The organism is Pseudoalteromonas sp. NS-SX12, assembly GCF_057367955.1.
The window spans coordinates 116,656-134,259 of the sequence record NZ_CM170634.1; the positions used below are offsets into that span (position 1 = coordinate 116,656).

A 17,604-nucleotide genomic window follows, 5' to 3' on the forward strand; every position below is an offset into this window, starting at 1 on the left:
AACTAAGGTTTTATAATATCTTTTGGTGTAGTAAAGAATGATGTCTCAGCAAATATTTTATTTTTATATTCCTTTTTTCCCCTGTAAGTTACTTTAAACTGCCCAGGCTGCAGTAAAGCACTATTATCAATCAAGGGGATTGTAACAAACCTTTTATTTGAATCGGGATAAAGTGCAATATCATTTATAACTGCAGCTTTTATTGCCTTACTAGCACCTTGAGGTGTGAAGTAAGCTTCAATTATTCCAAAAGTACTTTTACCCGATGTACGCTCAAACTCAAGCGCTAACGATCCTTTACCATCGCGATGTAATAATGAGTGATTTGTGATTGCTAATTTTGCTTCCCTGTTTGTATTCCTAACGATAACAGGAACGTTGTAGCTCAGAATCATATTAATTCGAATACCAATGTTGTCCGTTACTTTTTTCTGTTCATTGGGTAGTGCTTTAAAATGCAAATATGAACGATATTCTTTGTCTTCAAGGTTACTACTGCGGCGCAAAGCTACTTTGATAATCTGTCTTTCGCCTGGCGCTAAGCGAACTTGCTTGGGGCTTACACGAACCATACTTTGAATACTCGTATCGAGAATCTCTGGTGGCAATATTTGCTTTAAACTACCGTCTGGGTTCATCACCTGATCAAGCCACTCTAAGCGGTAACTCTTTGTCTGGTCAGTTGTATTGATAACAACCAATTGAGCGGTTCGTTGCCTCTCATCGAAAACAACTCGTGTTGGCGAAATCATTAACGCTGCATTAGCAAAGTTTGACCAAATAAAAAGTAAAACAAAAAAAACTTTCCAACTCATTTTTAATCTCTTTTAAAACGTAATATCAATTGCAACAGTTGCTTGATAACCACCATCAAAAAAAGCGCTACCATCACCACTTGTTTGTAATTTACCACCAATAAAAAACAAAGCTTGCCCCCTATTGTCTGTTGATATAACCGCTGGATAATCCAAATTCACCAAGTTGAAACTTGCACCACTCAACCCTTGATTATGTGAAAAGTCATTAACAACAGTGGCATTAATATTCAAAGCAAGATTAGCGCCAAGATTTTCAACAAAAAGTTCTGCACGATTTCCGGGAATGATGACAAACAGGTGGTTGGTGCTTTGAATTGTATTATTACGTGTAACTATAAGTTCGCTAACACTCGTGTTATTAGCTACTGCAACTTTACCAAAGGATAGTGGCTCAACAACTGTGACTTCTGCTATTAAACTGCTGGAAACGAAAAGAGTTAAAGAAAGGAGTGCTCTATAAAACATATAAAAAGGGAATCAAAAAAGTGATTCCCTTTTATACACTAAAAAGTTTAGATTATTCAATAAATCGATGTTTATTGATAATTTACTGTCATTACGAATGAGCCTTCATAAGCAGCATCTACATATGCTGTACCTGCAGCATCATCTGTTGAAAGAGTTGCACCTACATTAAAAGTAACAGCTCCAGTTGCGTCTGCTTGAAGGTCACCAGCAGCAGCATATGCTGTGTTAGCGTTAGGGCCTGATGTAATGTAGTAAGTAAAGTTGGTTACATCAAACACAGATGTGCCTGGAGGAGCTGCAGACGCAGCTAATGAAGCATCAGCTGGGTCTGTGATAGTAAGTGTAGCAAATGGGCTAACACCTGAAATGCTAAACGCTCCTGGAGCGCCAGGTACTAAAACTGCCAAACTAGCCACTGTCGCATCAGTCGACGTTGGTGTACCTGTAGGAGCATTTGGATCCGCACTAAGTACATAACTAGCAACCTCAGTACCAGTTGCATCAGCCGTAGCTCTTAGTGTACCAAAATCTAAGTCTGCATCTTTAGTCAAAGTAAACGCATTTTGTACAGTAATGCCAACATTAAAGTTAGCTGTTTCTGCTGAGGCAACAGAAGAAAACGCAAACATACCGGCCATAACACTGGCACCTAAAACCTTGATTTTTTTATTCATCGGTTTTTCTTTCCTTATGTAAATTTGGATTAAGCTCAGCCCCAACTTGTTAAGGCTTAGATACTTAGTCGGCCAACATTTACTTAACTTTAGCAAAAAATACACTTTTTTTAGCTTAACTTACAAATGCCACCCTTTTTCATTAGTAGGTAACAAAATGCTTTGGCTTGTTCAATGCTATTAAAACCCAAAACCTGTATATCATACAGCGTAATATCTCTCTGCTGCCTTGTGCTCGTCTCAACTTGCAAAACAGAGAGCAAATCAGGAAATTTGGTAACCAGTTTATCTTTTTGTTGAGTGGCTCTAACACCACTAAGGTAACTGCCAATCGTAACAGATATCTCCGATTTCGACGTCCCTTTCGGCGCTACTTCCTTATTTATTGTCGTTTCTTCAATTACGTCATCTTTTAAAGCACCATGAACGACAATATCTTTTTCAGAGTTGAGTGCCTGTGGCAAATCTGAGAGCTGGTTGTTCGCAGATATAGCTTTTACTAACATTTGTAAATCTGACTCTAGCGCTGATAGTCTCTCCAGCTTTTTCTGTTTAGTTTGCCACTCATTATACTGCTGTGATACTTCTTCAAGAGATACTTTTTCCCCATTATTAGTTACAAGTGTAACTTCAGATGAAGCGCATGATATTAAAAATATCACCATCCCAATAACAAATACGTTTGTTGCTCTCACTATTTCAAACCTTTTTTGGCAATTCCTGAAAAATATCAGCAAAAAAAATGCCACTTTGAAGTGGCATTCTCAAAAAGCATTGAAAAACTAAAGTAACGACTGAATGTGCGCCTTTAACTCATCTTTAAGTTCATCACGACGCAGTGCATATTCAATATTAGCTTTCATATAGCCAAGCTTTGAGCCACAGTCGTGGCTTTTACCTTTCATGTAGTAGGCATCGACTTGCTGCTCTTTCATTTGCATTGCAATGGCATCGGTAAGTTGAATCTCATTTCCAGCGCCCAATGGCGTTTTCTTAAGGAGCGGCCAAATGGATTTATCTAAAACGTAACGCCCTACCACAGCAAGATTAGAAGGTGCTTCATCGCGCTTTGGCTTTTCAACAATATTTTTGATTGCTGTACTGCCACCAGGTAGTAGTTCATTGCCGTTAATATTCACAATACCAAATTTATCCACGTCTTCATCAGCAACCTTTTCAACCATTATTTGACTGTGGCCAGTTTCATTGAAACGGGTAATCATGTCGGCAAGATTATCTTTATTTAAGTCGCAGCTCGCGTTATCTAAAATTACATCAGGTAACACCACGGCAAACGGCGCATCGCCGACAATTGGTCTGGCACACTCAACAGCGTGCCCTAACCCCTTTGCTTCACCTTGGCGTACGTGAATAATTGTCACATCTTTTGGACAAATCGCCTGAACTTCTTCAAGTAATTGACGTTTAACACGGCGTTCTAACGTCGCTTCCAGCTCAAAACTCGTATCAAAGTGGTTTTCAATCGAGTTTTTACTCGAGTGCGTTACCAATACGATTTCTTTGATGCCAGCTGCGGCAACTTCTTCAACAATATATTGAATTAATGGTCTGTCGACGATCGGAAGCATTTCTTTTGGAATAGCTTTGGTTGCTGGCAACATACGTGTGCCTAAGCCTGCTACAGGAATGACTGCTTTCATTATTATTCTCTTCCTTAATTGTAGTTATACGGCAAATGGGTATTTAATCGCCTCGTGATATTGATAGCCTTCCACTGTAAAATCATCGGTGGTCACCCACGTTTCAATATCTTCTAGCGTTTTAATATTTGGATTAATGGTTAAGCTTGGTGATTCAAACGGCTCGCGTTTTAGCTGCACATCACGCATTAACTCAAGTTGGTTTTCATAAATATGGGCATTTACAATTTTATGGTATGCCTTACCCGCTTTTAATCCGCAGATTTGTGCCATTAATGCTAATAAAACAAAACACTGAATCTGATTAAAATTAAGACCAAGCGGCACATCACAGCTGCGCTGGTAAGATGTTAAGTAAAGCGTATCACCTAACAGCGAAAAAGTATGAGTGTGCATACATGGACGTAAACAGCCCATATCAAACTCACCTGGATTGTAAAAAGTTAAGATTTCGGCGCGATCATCAACGCCATTTTTAAGGTTATCAACAATCTTTTTCAATTGATCGAGCGTTGTACCATCGGGCTTTTGCCAAGCACGCCCCTGAACACCATAAACACGGCCCATATCATCTTCACCTTTACGGTGCGGATTGTTTAGCCACGCACTATTTTCATTCGCATTGGCGTTCCAGGTATTACAACCAATTGCTCTAAATTGTGCGGCGTTATCGTAGCCACGTAAATAACCCAATAACTCGGCAATCGCCGCTTTATAAAAGCTTTTACGTGTCGTAATTAATGGGAATTTGTTGTTGGCAACATCGTACTCTAAATCAGCATTAACGACGGTTAAACAACGAATTCCCGTACGTTTATTTTCCACCCAATGGCCTTCATCAACAATACGCTGACATAACTCTAAATACTGTTTCATGCGTTACACTCTTTTTGTTGGCGTTTTGCAGCCCAAAACATTAAACCAAGGCCAGCTAAAATCATTGGAAGCGACAAAATTTGCCCCTGCGAAATAATACCGCCATAAAGGCCTATATGTGCATCGGGTTCACGGAAATACTCAACAATAAATCTAAAGAAGCCGTAGCCAAATAAGAATAAGCCACCAATAACGCCTTCAGGGCGCGGCTTTCTATTTACAAACTGAATGATCGCAAAAAGCACTAAACCTTCTAAAATAGCTTCGTAAAGTTGCGACGGGTGGCGCGCCACAGGGCCACCTGTTGGAAATACCATCGCCCACGGCACATCAGAGGTGCGGCCCCATAACTCACCATTAATAAAGTTACCTATGCGGCCGAAAAACAGACCAAGCGGTACAAGTGGCGCAACAAAGTCACCTACTCCCAACAAGGTTTTATTTTGTTTTTTGGCAAACCAGGCAATCGCCGTTACCACACCAATTACACCACCATGGAACGACATGCCGCCTTCCCAAATTTTAAATAAGTACAGTGGGTTTTCTAAGAAGTAGCTAAATTGATAGAAGAATACATAACCAAAACGGCCGCCTAAAATAACGCCAAGCATACCGTAAAATAATAAGTCACTCGTTTGCTCTTTAGTCCAACCACTATTTGGTTTGCTTGCCGCGCGAGATGCTAAAAATGAAGCTGTCACAAACGCAATCAAATACATCATGCCGTACCAGTGTACTTTTATTGGACCTATCTCAATAAACACTGGATCAATATTTGGAAAATCCACTTATTTCCACCTTTCCTTTTTAACTACTTAACATTCTAATTGCGACAATCACTAACAGTGCCGCAAAAATACGTTTTATTATTTTTACTGGTAAATACTGCGCCGCTTTTGCACCAAACTGTGCAAAAAACGCCGACGTTAACACAATTCCGATTAATGCGGGTAAATAAACGAAACCAATAAAGCCTTCGCTTACATCATGGTATTGCAAACCTAAGCTAATATAACCGACTACGCCAAAAGTAGCGATTAAAATGCCACTCAATGCCGCACAACCGATGGCTTTTCGCATATCGAGTTTAAAATGCGTTAAAAATGGCACTAATAACGCACCGCCGCCGATGCCCACCATGCCAGACACCGCACCAATAACACTGGTTCCCAAAGTTAAAATACTGCCGTGAGGCAATGCTGATTGTGCTTTTGGTTGATGCGGTAAAATCATCCGTAGAGCGATAAAAATAACGCAGCTGGCAAAAATCAACTGTAGCGTATCGTTACTGATACCTGTGGCAATCACGCCACTTAATAATGCACCAACTGATACACCAACTAATACCCAAGGGGCTATTTTCCATGGAATATTTTGATTTTTATGATGAGCGTAAGCAGAGCTTGAGGAGGTAAATATAATCGATGCCAGCGATGTAGCGATAGCAACGACCATAGCTTGATCGGCAGGCACTAAATTTAGCGCTAATAGAAGGTAGCTCAACACCGGTACAATAATTAATCCACCACCAATACCAAGCAGTCCAGCCAAAAATCCAACCAAGCAGCCAAGCGCCATACAACTAAAAAAAACTATCGAAATATCAGACATGAACAACCTAAGTTTTAGTGGACTGCGCTAGTATACAGAATTTGGCTTAATTTGTGATGAATTATAAATTCCCTTAATAACCGATGCACTTGTTTTGCGTTTTTTGCCGCCAGACAGGTTACTAACAGTTGTTCCATATCGCTGGCGTTTAAGCGTCGTAATACGTATTTCACTTTATTAATCGCGCTTGGACTCATACTTAAATCACGATAACCCATAGCCACTAACAACAGCGCGCCTTCAGGGTCGGCAGCCAGCTCACCACACAAACTAAAAGGCAATTCATAGTCAATGCATTGAATGGCAATATCATTTAACACTCTTAAAATTGCAGGATGGTAGCTGTCAAATAAATTAGCAACGCGTGCGTTAGTTCTATCAACCGCCAGCATATATTGCGTTAAGTCATTACTTCCCACCGAGCAAAAATCAACGCACTTAGCCCACTCAGGTAATAAATAAACACTCGAAGGTACCTCAAGCATAATACCTACTTGTGGCATTTCTAACTTTCCTTGCTCAGGAAGCCACTCATCTTGCAACTCAAAAAAGGCTTGTTGAATAAGGCGCTTTGATGACTCCACCTCATTTACGTCAGCCACCATAGGCAACATAATTTTTAAATTACCAAGCCCCATATTGGCTTTCAGCATGGCTTTTACTTGCTCTAAAAACAGTTCAGGGTGATCTAAACTAATACGAATACCACGCCATCCTAAAAATGGGTTTTCTTCCGAGAAACTAAAATAGCTTAAGCATTTATCACCACCAATATCCAAGGTACGCATGGTCACAGGCGACGGGTGATAGGCAGCTAGTATCTCTCGATACCAGGCTTCTTGTTCTGCCAAACTTGGAAATGCATTTTGTTGCATAAACCAGGCTTCGGTACGGTATAAACCTATGCCATCCAAATATTTGGCATTTATCAGATCATTTGAAACTTCAAGCCCAGTATTGGCATATAAGCTTATTTCTTCCCCATCAAGCGTAACCGCCTCAAGCTGATACTCGGCATCAAACGCATCGTGTAAACGCGCATCTTCTCGCTTTAACTTAGCATATTCGCTTATAAGCGCTTTGGTGGGCGAAATATAAACACGGCCAGCATACGCATCTAAAATTAAAAACTTATCTGCCACATGGGAAATCGGTAAGCCAGATAACCCCCAAATTGCGGGAATACCCATTGCACGCGTCAAAATAGACGCATGTGAGTTTGCCGCACCACTGATGCTCACTACCCCTGCTAACATCTCTCTTGGAATTTCCGCAAGCATAGTAGGCGTTATGGTATCGGCGACCAAAATAATTGGCGCATCAAAATGATGCTTTTTATATTCACTGTTAAGCAAATGATGTAATACGCGAATACCAATATCTTGAATATCAATGGCGCGTTCACGAATGTAGGTATCTTGCATTGCCATAAATTGAGCAACCAAGCCTTCAATCACTAACTTTAATGCACTTTTAGCACACCAGCCTTCATAAATTTTAGCTTCAACTTGGTCGCCTAAACTCTTTGCTTCAAGCAGTTGTTCATAAACGGTAAACACCGCCAACGTTTCTTGACCAAGATCGCTATCAAGTTGCGCAGCCATGCGGCGAAACTCTTTACGCGTGGTTATAACTGCGTGGTGGAAAAGTCGAATTTGTTCGCTATGAGCGTCGCATTTCATCAACTCTAATTGACTAAAATCGATACTTGGCGCCATCACATAGGCTTTACCAAGTGCGATGCCTGGGGCTGAGCTTAATCCTTTTAAACAGGTAGTCTTTTGCTCAGATTCACTAAATTCGAGTAAATGCTGGATTTCCGCATTCGCTAACTGCGCTGCCAATTGAGCTGATAAGGTAACTAAAAAAGACTCTTCATCTTGACTGAAAACTCTTGCGAGTTGTTGCTGCACCACGATAACACCGAGGATCTTGCCTTGATGCACAATCGGTACTGCTAAAAACGCGTTATAGTTTTCTTCGTCAACTTCAGGTGCAAGTTTGAATCTTGGGTGGGATTTTGCAAAAGCAAGGTTGATGGCTTCTTCGCGCTGGGCAACTAACCCAACTAAACCTTCGGTGAAACCAATTCTAAATTCACCAACCGCTTTAGGGTTAAGACCATCTGTTGCCATCAAAACAAATGCGTCTTGTGCATAATCAGCAAAATAGACCGAGCAGCACTGTGTTTTCATAGTGCTTTTAACACTTGAAACAAAACACTCAAGCGCCGCTTTCAAATTACTTTGCTGCGACACTTTTTGTGCGATTTCTCGTAATGCTGTAAGCACAGTTACCTCATTAATTAGCGCCTGTTCCGCCAGCCTTGGTCTTTTTTATGAAATGGCATTGCATGAGGTGCAAACTCTTTCATAACGCGGCGGTAAACATCTCGTTTAAACGAAACAACTTGGCGTACTGGATACCAGTAACTGACCCAGCGCCAATCATCAAATTCAGGATGATTGGTTTTAGACAAATCAACGTCTTCATCGGGACAGCGTAATTTAAGTAAAAACCATTTTTGCTTTTGACCAATACACACTGGACTTGAATCTCGGCGAATTAAACGCTTTGGTAACTTATAACGTAACCAGTGTTTAGAGCTTGCAATGATTTCAACGTCTTCGGGTTTTAATCCAACTTCCTCATTCAGTTCTCGGTACATGGTTTGCTCGGCAGTTTCACCTTGGTCAACTCCACCTTGTGGAAATTGCCACGAGTGTTGACCATAACGTCTAGCCCAAAATACCTGTCCCTGATTATTACAAATAACTATTCCAACGTTGGCACGGAACCCTTCGGCATCTATCACCCGCATGTGCCTCTTTTAATTCTTAATATAGCTCGATTGTTCCATAATCCGTATCTAACAGCAAATGAAAAACCAGCATATACTCAGGTTACCCACAAGTTGTGAATAAAACTAAAAATAAACGCACATTTCTCAAACAAATCCACAATCATCTCTTCAAAAAGCACACTTCTCCACAGATTCTGTGGATAACATTGTTTATATTTGTGTATTTAGTGCATAAATACAGCAGAGCAGTTGGTAAAACCACAACACCATAAAAAATATTTCTTTATATATCAGTCAATTAAGCGAGTTAATCACAATAAAATAGGCACACTCAAAAAGCAGTGCATTTTATAACCAAATAAAACAATCCTTTAAGGTTATCCGTAATCGGTAAATTTGCTAAACTGCGATTTTAATTTATCGCGCTTACTGTATGAATAAACCCTTACCACCTGCTAGCACCTCTGAACTTATGACGCGCGTTAACGATATCGCTGGTTTAACGTTAGGAGAAGTAGCAGCAAGCTATGCATTCAACACACCGGAAAACTTATTAAGAGAAAAAGGCTGGATAGGCCAACTTATTGAATATGTGTTGGGCGCGACCGCAGCTTCAAAGCCTGAACCTGACTTTGAGAATTTAGGTATAGAACTTAAAACATTACCCATTTCATACAGTGGCAAACCGTTAGAAACAACTTATGTGTCAATTACACCGCTTACCAATTTACACGGTGTAACGTGGCAAAACTCAGTTGTGAAAAAAAAGCTGGCGCATGTTTTATGGTTACCGATTTTATCAGAGCGCGACCTAGCACCAACAGACCGCATTATTGGCAATGGTTTTTTATGGCAACCAAGTGCGTTGCAAGAGACACAGCTAAAAAAAGACTGGGAAGAACTGACCGAGATGATTGCGCTTGGCAACATTGAACAGATTAACGGTCATTTTGGTCAAGTACTGCAACTGCGCCCAAAAGCAGCCAATAGCAAAGCACTTACCCAAGCTATTGGACCTAATGGCAAAGAAATTATGACCTTGCCACGGGGGTATTATTTAAAAACAGAATTTACCCGGCAAATATTAGCCGAACAGTTTGGTGCTGGGTAAAAGAAAGCGTTTAGAGTTCAAGATTAAGAGAGAAAATCTGAAATCTGAAACCTGAAACCTGAAACCTACAAAATAAAAAAACCGCTGCAAAACAGCGGTTTTTTTCAGCTACAAATTAAGTGTCAATTACTGACCTTTAATTTCGCTACGACCATTGTAAATCGCTTTTTCAGCTAGCTTTTCTTCGATACGAAGAAGTTGGTTGTACTTAGCAACACGGTCAGAACGACACAGTGAACCAGTCTTAATTTGGCCTGCCGCAGTACCCACAGCTAAATCAGCAATAGTTGCATCTTCAGTTTCACCTGAACGGTGTGAGATAACTGCTGTAAAGCCAGCTTCATGCGCCATTTGAATTGCTTCAAGTGTTTCTGTAAGTGAACCGATTTGGTTGAATTTGATTAAGATTGAGTTACCAATCTTTTCATCAATACCACGCTTTAAGATCTTAGTATTGGTTACGAATAAATCGTCACCAACTAGCTGTACTTTGTCGCCGATCTTATCGGTTAGTACTTTCCAACCTGCCCAGTCGCTTTCGTCTAAGCCGTCTTCAATTGACACAATTGGGTAACGTGCAGAAAGATCCGCTAGGAAGTCAGCAAAACCCTCTGAATCGAATACTTTTCCTTCACCTTTCAGGTCGTACTTTCCGTCTGTGTAAAATTCAGATGAAGCACAGTCTAGCGCAAGCGTTACATCTTCATTCATTTTGTAGCCAGCAGCTTCAACCGCTTCAACGATTACAGCAAGTGCTTCTTCGTTAGATGATAAGTTAGGTGCAAAACCACCTTCATCACCAACAGCTGTGTTTAGGCCACGTGCACTAAGTACTTTCTTCAGGCTGTGGAAGATTTCTGCACCCATACGAAGTGCTTCTTTAAAGTTAGGTGCGCCTACTGGCTGAACCATGAACTCTTGAATGTCTACGTTGTTATCCGCGTGCTCACCACCGTTGATGATGTTCATCATAGGTACTGGCATTGAGAACTTGCCCGGTGTACCGTTTAGTTCTGCAATGTGTTCGAATAACTCTTGGCCTTTGTCTTGTGCTGCTGCTTTAGCGTTTGCAAGAGAAACAGCTAGAATCGCGTTCGCGCCCAGTTTTTCTTTGTTTTCTGTGCCATCAAGATCAATCATGATGCCATCAATGTCTTTTTGCTGGTGAGAGTTTTTGCCGATTAAAGCGTCAGCGATTGGACCATTGATGAAATTCACCGCATTTAAAACACCTTTACCTAAGTAACGGCTCTTGTCACCATCACGAAGTTCTAGTGCTTCGCGGGTACCCGTTGATGCGCCCGATGGTGCACATGCACGACCCCAAATGCCGTTTGCTAAATGTACTTCAGCTTCAACAGTTGGGTTACCACGTGAATCCATTACTTCACGACCAATGACTTTTACGATTTCAGACATCTTATATCCTCTTTCCCATAAAGGTTGTTGTGCTAAGCCTGCGAAGGGTTCAAAATCACAGGCAGTTAAAATAAAAAAGCCGCGACACAGGTCACGGCTTAGTAATTAATTTTCGTCTTTTTGTTGCGCGTATGCTGCACCCACGAAGCCTTCAAATAAACGGTGGCCATCGCGAGGTCCTGAGGTAAACTCAGGGTGGAACTGAGCTGCTACAAACCACGGGTGGTTCGGATGCTCAATCATTTCTACTAGCTTCTTATCTTCTGATAAGCCAGAGAACACCAAGCCAGCTTTCTCAAGTTGTTCTACGTAGTGGTTATTCACTTCATATCTGTGACGGTGACGTTCGAAGATTTCTGGCGCGCCGTATACTTCACGCGCTTTAGTGCCTTCAACTAAGTGACACTTTTGCGAACCTAAACGCATTGTCCCGCCAAGGTCAGACTCTTCAGAACGCTGTTCAACGTTACCTTCTTTATCTAACCACTCAGTAATTAAGCCAATTACTTTATGTTCAGCGTCTGCATCGAATTCTGATGAATTTGCGCCTTCAAGGCCAGCAACATTTCGTGCAAATTCAATTAAAGCAACCTGCATACCTAAACAAATACCTAGGTATGGTACTTTGTTTTCACGTGCGTATTGTGCAGTTAAAATCTTACCTTCAACACCACGACCACCAAAACCACCCGGTACTAAGATACCGTCAAGGCCCGCAAGCATCTCAACGCCTTTTGTTTCAACGTCTTGTGAGTCTACATACTTAATATTAACCGTTACGCGGTTTTTAAGGCCTGCATGCTTAAGTGCTTCGTTAACTGATTTGTAGGCATCTGGTAATTCAATGTATTTACCAACCATACCAATCGTTACTTCACCGTTTGGATTAGACTCTTGATATAAAACTTGCTCCCACTCAGCAAGATCCGCTTCAGGTCTTTCAATGTGGAAACGACGACATACTAAATCGTCAAGACCTTGCGATTTAAGAAGCGCAGGAATTTTATAAATGCTGTCGACATCTTTTAATGAGATAACCGCTTTTTCTTCTACGTTTGTAAATAACGCAATCTTCGCACGCTCATTCGCAGGAATTTGGCGATCTGAACGACAAATAAGAATATCAGGCTGAATACCAATCGAACGTAACTCTTTTACTGAGTGTTGTGTTGGTTTGGTTTTCACTTCGCCTGCAGCACCAAGGAAAGGCACTAGTGTTAAGTGCATATATAATGCAGCTTCACGGCCAAGCTCAGTACCCAGTTGACGTAATGCTTCAAGGAAAGGTTGTGATTCAATATCACCTACCGTGCCACCAACTTCAACGATAGCAACATCATAACCTTCTGCACCATCCAGTACACGGCGTTTGATATCGTTTGTAATATGTGGAATAACTTGAATAGTTGCGCCAAGGAATTCACCACGACGCTCACGACGTAATACGTCTTCAAATACACGACCCTGCGTAAAGTTGTTACGCTTGGTCATTTTAGTGCGAATAAAACGCTCATAGTGACCTAAGTCTAGGTCAGTTTCAGCACCGTCTTCAGTAACAAATACTTCACCGTGCTGAATAGGGCTCATAGTGCCAGGATCAACATTAATGTAAGGATCAAGCTTTAGAATCGTTACGTTTAGACCGCGCGCTTCTAAAATTGCAGCCAATGATGCTGCAGCAATACCTTTACCCAAGGAGGAAACGACCCCGCCTGTAACGAAGATAAATTTTGTATTCATGTGAACCCTAAGATGTCAGGAATTAATAGACAATATTGCCGTTAAAGGCAATCAACAAGACGGGAAAACATTATACTAAAAGTTGCCATTTTGCTCAAATGAAATTTACGCTTTCTCAAGCTTTTTAACACGCTGCCAAACCGCTTCCATTTCTTCAAGGCTTGCTTCTTTAATTGGTTTTGATTTCGTAATGGTTAATTCAACTGAATTAAAACGCCTTACAAACTTATTATTAGCGTTACGCAGTACCTGCTCAGCGTTAAACCCTGAATGGCGAATTACATTTACTAAAGCAAACAGTAAATCCCCCAACTCTTCAGCTAACTTTTCATCTGGCCCGTGTGATTCTAACTCTTCGCGTACTTCTTGAAACTCTTCTTCTACTTTATCAAGCGCGCCTTTGACTGATGGCCAATCAAAGCCAACACTGGCAACTCGTTTTTGAATTTTTTGCGCGCGAGTCAACGCTGGTAATCCATGTGGGATATCATCGAGGGTATTCGTTTTTGACTTTTGTTTACGCTCAGCCGCTTTTTGCTCTTCCCAATTCGCTTTTAACTGCGCTTCAGAAAATACCTCTTGATTGGCAAATACATGAGGGTGGCGGCGCACTAATTTATCGCAAATGGCCGCAACAATATCGTCAAAGTTAAATAACTGCTGCTCTTTGCCAAGTTGGGCATAAAAGATAATTTGAAACAGTAAATCACCCAACTCATCTTTAAGTTCAAGCAAATCCTCTCGCTCAATGCAATCGGCTACTTCATAGGCCTCTTCAAGAGTGTGCGGCACAATTGAGGCAAAATCTTGTTGCAAGTCCCAAGGGCAACCACCATCGGGGTCACGCAGTTTGCTCATTATATTAAGCAGAATTTCAATATTATGACTTTGACTCATTAGGTTCTTACCGCCGAAAAAACGCCATCAACTTGCGATAGCTTAACTAACAGTTTATTCATCTGCTCGATATTGTTGATTTCAATCTTCATTTCAAAAATCGCGGTTTGACGCGCATTATTGGTTTGCAGATTCATATTCAGCACATTGGTTTTCTCGTTAGCAAGCACTGACGAGATATCACGCATTAACCCTTGGCGATCGTTTGCTTCAATGCGAATCGTTACCGCATAGTGCTCACACACTTCATCGGCCCAACTCACATCAATAAAACGCTCAGGAAATTGGCTTCGTAAATGTTCTAACTGCTCACAGTCACTACGATGCACTGCAATGCCGCGCCCTTGAGTTATAAAACCTTGTACGCTATCGCCCGGCACTGGCTCACAACACTTGGCAACATGGCTCAATAAACTGCCTACACCATCAACAACAATACCGTTTTTATCGCCTTTGCGTGGTTTTGTTGATTTACGGAACTTGGGTAGCTCATCATCTTGCGGTAGATGTTTATTTTGTAAAAAGTTAATCAGCTGGTTTATGCGCACATCCGCAGCACCAACCGCAACTTGTAAATCTTCTATCGAATTCAAGTTAAAACGCGTCAATGCAGGTTTTAAGTCTTTGGTTTGCAAACTCAGTTTAGCAAGTTCCGCATCCAAAATTTCTTTACCAGCGGCAAGGTTTTTATCGCGGTCTTGTTGCTTAAACCAGTGATGAATTTTAGAGCGTGCGCGTGACGATTTTACATACCCTAAAGATGGGTTTAGCCAATCACGACTTGGATTAGGTTCTTTCTGCGTAAGAATTTCAACTTGGTCGCCAGTGTGAAGCTCATGAGTAAACGGCACAATTTTGCCGAACACTTTTGCACCAATACAGCGGTGTCCAACATTCGAGTGAATGTAATAAGCAAAATCAAGCGGTGTCGCGCCCTTTGGTAAGTCGAGAATATCGCCGCGCGGCGTAAATACGTATACACGGTCTTCCACAACTTGGTTTTTAAGCTCTTCAGCAAACTCTTCGTCGTCGACAACTTCTTCTTGCCACTGTAGTAACTTTCTTAGCCAACTGATTTTTTGTTCGTAACCTGAATTTTTACCTGGCAATGAACCTTCTTTATAAAGCCAGTGCGCGGCAACCCCAAGCTCTGCATCTTGGTGCATCGCTTGGGTGCGAATTTGAATCTCAACAGTTTTGCCTTCGGGTCCAAATACAACCGTGTGAATAGATTGGTAGCCATTAGCTTTTGGTGTGGCAATGTAATCATCAAACTCTTTATTGAGATGACGCCAGTTAGTATGCACAATACCTAGCGCTGCATAGCAATCTTGTAATTCGTTAACCACTACGCGCATGGCGCGAATATCAAATAGCTGATCAAACTCGTAATTTTTGTTTTGCATCTTTTTATAGATGCTGTAAATGTGTTTCGGTCGACCGTAAACTTCAGCTTCAATACCTGACTCAGCAAGCTTAGCTTTTACTAATGCCACCATATTGCTCATGTAACTTTCACGCGCAATGCGCTTATCATCGAGTAATTTAGCGATTTCCTTGTATTTTTCTGGATGAAGGTAACGCAGTGAAAGATCTTCAAGCTCCCACTTTAATTGACCAATACCCAAACGGTTCGCCAGTGGTGCAAAGATGTTGTCCGTTTCTTTGGCGGCAATTACCCGCTCTTCTTCAGAGGCGTTTTTTAGTTCGCGCAATAAACACACTTGCTGCGCGAGTTTTATTACCACAGCGCGCACATCTTCCACCATTGCCAATAGCATACGGCGAATATTATCAATTTGCGTACTGCCTTTGCCCTGGAAGCTTAGCGCACCGAGCGCCGCCATTTGTTCAACACCTTTTAAAAGTTCTACAACTGATCTTGAAAAATGCTTGCTTAAGTGTTCTTTATCGAGCTTGCCGTTTAAATAAAGCGGCGTTAGAAATGCGGTTAACAAGGTTTCGGCATCCATATTAAGCTCTGCAAGAATTTCGACAATTTCTTTGCTAGCAGGCAAACTGCTTTCAAATTCGTCGTCTAATTTTTTTTGCTCGCAATATGCTAGGCAATAATCATAAGCACGCTCAAGCTGCTGTTGCTTATCGTCGCTTAAGGCCAACATCTCTAGCCACGCTTGAAAGCCCTCTAGATTAGCAAGTAAGTGCGATTGCCTAATGGATACCATGTCTATTAATTCTCCTTTTCAAACAACGCCATCGTTTCAATATGGGACGTATTAGGAAACATATTCATCAATGAAATTTTACTCACCTTAAAGCCCGCGTTAATTAAAAGCTTGCTGTCACGTGCCATGGTTACTGGATCACATGCAACGTAAAGTATACGAGAAAAACGCTTTAATTTAAGTTGAGTTAGAATATCAAACGCCCCCATACGCGATGGGTCTAGCAATAGTACCGAATACTCACGATTAAACCAGTCTTGCGACTTAATATTTTCAGTTAAATCTTGGCAATAGAAATCGATATTGGTTAGTTGGTTATGTGCTGCGTTGCGTTTGGCAAGCTTAATTGCTGAAGCGACCCCTTCCACCCCAACAACACTATTCGATTGTGTTGCAAGTGGTAAGGTAAAATTACCAACACCGCAGAATAAGTCGAGTACATTGTCTTGTTTAGTGAGGTTCAGCCACGTAAGTGCCTGTTTAATCATGGCTTGATTAATCTCGGCATTGACTTGAATAAAGTTATCAAAACCAAAAAACAAGGTTAATTGATAATCATCCAACTGGTAGCAAGGTAATTCATCGCCTGTAAAAGTACCTTTTTCACTATTTAGCACCAACTGCCAATCATTTTCATGACAAATACGCTGGAGCTTTGCAATATCGCTATCTTTAAGCGGCTTAGTATGGCGCACAATTAAATAGTTACCGCTTTGCACCGAACACAATTGCAAATGTGAAATCGCATCACCTGCCTTCAACTCTGGGAGCAAGTTACGTATTTCGGTAAAAACCGATTGCCAAGGTTTAACGAGCACGTCGCAGCGTTCGATATTAATGATTTTCTTTGATTGCTTTTGTCTGTAGCCAACCAAAAAGTTATCTTTTTGCTTATCGTAAATCACCGCAATACGGCCACTACGACGATAATGAGTCGGGTTGCTTGCTAGCGCATCACACCAAGGTAAATTATTTACCTCGGCGAATTTTTCAAACAATTTAGTTACTGCGGCCTGTTTTTCAATTACTTGCTGAGCAACTTCTAAATGCTGCAATTGGCAACCGCCACATTGACCGTAATGTTGGCAAAATGGCGCAACGCGATGCTCGCTTGGCGTAATCACTTTTACTGTTTGGTATTTTTCGAACTTACTTTTATTCGCCAATTGTTTAGCTAAAACAGTTTCGCCTGTTATTGCCCCTTCAACAAATGCCACTTTTTTATTGCTACGCGTTACACCTAACCCTTCATGGTTCATTGAGTCGATGTTTAATGTTTGTTTCTCTGCTGAAAGTTGCTTTTTTTGCGGTTTAAAAAACCTTGCCACTGTGATTACCCT

The 17,604-nt window shown here is 41.2% G+C and carries 16 protein-coding genes; 1 reads left to right on the plus strand and 15 read right to left on the minus strand.

Going from position 1 to position 17,604, the window contains the following annotated elements; all coding sequences use genetic code 11:
- Positions 1 to 2: 2 nt before the first annotated feature.
- The 10 genes from AC2IOM_RS00620 to rppH all read right to left on the minus strand — a co-directional run bounded on the left by AC2IOM_RS00620 (position 3) and on the right by rppH (position 8,923).
- Complete coding sequence (locus tag AC2IOM_RS00620; RefSeq protein WP_486358802.1) at positions 3 to 815, minus strand: fimbrial biogenesis chaperone; 813 nt, start codon at positions 813 to 815, stop codon at positions 3 to 5.
- Between the two features lie 12 nt (positions 816 to 827).
- Positions 828 to 1,283, minus strand: coding sequence for a hypothetical protein (locus AC2IOM_RS00625; protein WP_486358803.1), 456 nt, complete (start codon positions 1,281 to 1,283; stop codon positions 828 to 830).
- A 71-nt stretch (positions 1,284 to 1,354) separates the two neighbouring features.
- Positions 1,355 to 1,960, minus strand: a complete 606-nt coding sequence (locus AC2IOM_RS00630; protein WP_486358804.1) for a DUF4402 domain-containing protein — start codon at positions 1,958 to 1,960, stop codon at positions 1,355 to 1,357.
- A 110-nt stretch (positions 1,961 to 2,070) separates the two neighbouring features.
- Positions 2,071 to 2,655 (minus strand): hypothetical protein, encoded by a 585-nt coding sequence (locus AC2IOM_RS00635; protein ID WP_486358805.1) that lies wholly within the window; start codon positions 2,653 to 2,655, stop codon positions 2,071 to 2,073.
- A gap of 87 nt (positions 2,656 to 2,742) precedes the next feature.
- On the minus strand, positions 2,743 to 3,621 hold the full coding sequence (galU, locus tag AC2IOM_RS00640; RefSeq protein ID WP_486358806.1) for a UTP--glucose-1-phosphate uridylyltransferase GalU: 879 nt from the start codon (positions 3,619 to 3,621) through the stop codon (positions 2,743 to 2,745).
- Positions 3,622 to 3,645: 24 nt separating this feature from the next.
- Positions 3,646 to 4,497, minus strand: coding sequence for a thymidylate synthase (locus AC2IOM_RS00645; RefSeq protein WP_010560752.1), 852 nt, complete (start codon positions 4,495 to 4,497; stop codon positions 3,646 to 3,648).
- Positions 4,494 to 5,285: a prolipoprotein diacylglyceryl transferase gene (gene lgt / locus AC2IOM_RS00650; protein WP_486358807.1), complete on the minus strand. Its 792-nt coding sequence runs from the start codon at positions 5,283 to 5,285 to the stop codon at positions 4,494 to 4,496. Before lgt ends, AC2IOM_RS00645 begins: the two co-directional genes overlap by 4 nt.
- A gap of 19 nt (positions 5,286 to 5,304) precedes the next feature.
- Positions 5,305 to 6,108, minus strand: coding sequence for a sulfite exporter TauE/SafE family protein (locus AC2IOM_RS00655; RefSeq protein WP_010560754.1), 804 nt, complete (start codon positions 6,106 to 6,108; stop codon positions 5,305 to 5,307).
- Positions 6,109 to 6,122: 14 nt separating this feature from the next.
- Entirely contained in the window at positions 6,123 to 8,399 is a 2,277-nt protein-coding gene (gene ptsP / locus AC2IOM_RS00660; protein WP_486358808.1) for a phosphoenolpyruvate--protein phosphotransferase, read from the minus strand.
- Between the two features lie 14 nt (positions 8,400 to 8,413).
- Positions 8,414 to 8,923: an RNA pyrophosphohydrolase gene (gene rppH / locus AC2IOM_RS00665; RefSeq protein WP_010560756.1), complete on the minus strand. Its 510-nt coding sequence runs from the start codon at positions 8,921 to 8,923 to the stop codon at positions 8,414 to 8,416.
- A 421-nt stretch (positions 8,924 to 9,344) separates the two neighbouring features.
- On the opposite strand from rppH, the gene mutH reads away from it, so the two are divergent.
- Entirely contained in the window at positions 9,345 to 10,022 is a 678-nt protein-coding gene (gene mutH, locus AC2IOM_RS00670; protein ID WP_486358809.1) for a DNA mismatch repair endonuclease MutH, read from the plus strand.
- A gap of 126 nt (positions 10,023 to 10,148) precedes the next feature.
- On the opposite strand, the gene eno is transcribed toward mutH, so the two are convergent.
- The 5 genes from eno to rlmD all read right to left on the minus strand — a co-directional run bounded on the left by eno (position 10,149) and on the right by rlmD (position 17,592).
- Complete coding sequence (gene eno, locus AC2IOM_RS00675) at positions 10,149 to 11,441, minus strand: phosphopyruvate hydratase (protein ID WP_010560758.1); 1,293 nt, start codon at positions 11,439 to 11,441, stop codon at positions 10,149 to 10,151.
- Positions 11,442 to 11,546: 105 nt separating this feature from the next.
- The gene (gene pyrG, locus AC2IOM_RS00680; protein WP_100912894.1) at positions 11,547 to 13,181 is read right to left on the minus strand and encodes a CTP synthase; all 1,635 of its coding nucleotides are present in this window, start codon (positions 13,179 to 13,181) and stop codon (positions 11,547 to 11,549) included.
- Positions 13,182 to 13,286: 105 nt separating this feature from the next.
- Entirely contained in the window at positions 13,287 to 14,078 is a 792-nt protein-coding gene (gene mazG, locus AC2IOM_RS00685; RefSeq protein WP_486358810.1) for a nucleoside triphosphate pyrophosphohydrolase, read from the minus strand.
- Complete coding sequence (gene relA, locus AC2IOM_RS00690; RefSeq protein ID WP_486358811.1) at positions 14,078 to 16,264, minus strand: GTP diphosphokinase; 2,187 nt, start codon at positions 16,262 to 16,264, stop codon at positions 14,078 to 14,080. The genes mazG and relA overlap by 1 nt, the downstream gene beginning before the upstream one ends.
- Positions 16,265 to 16,269: 5 nt before the next feature.
- A complete protein-coding gene (rlmD, locus tag AC2IOM_RS00695; RefSeq protein ID WP_486358812.1) occupies positions 16,270 to 17,592 on the minus strand; it encodes a 23S rRNA (uracil(1939)-C(5))-methyltransferase RlmD in 1,323 nt (440 codons plus the stop codon).
- Positions 17,593 to 17,604 lie beyond the last annotated feature (12 nt).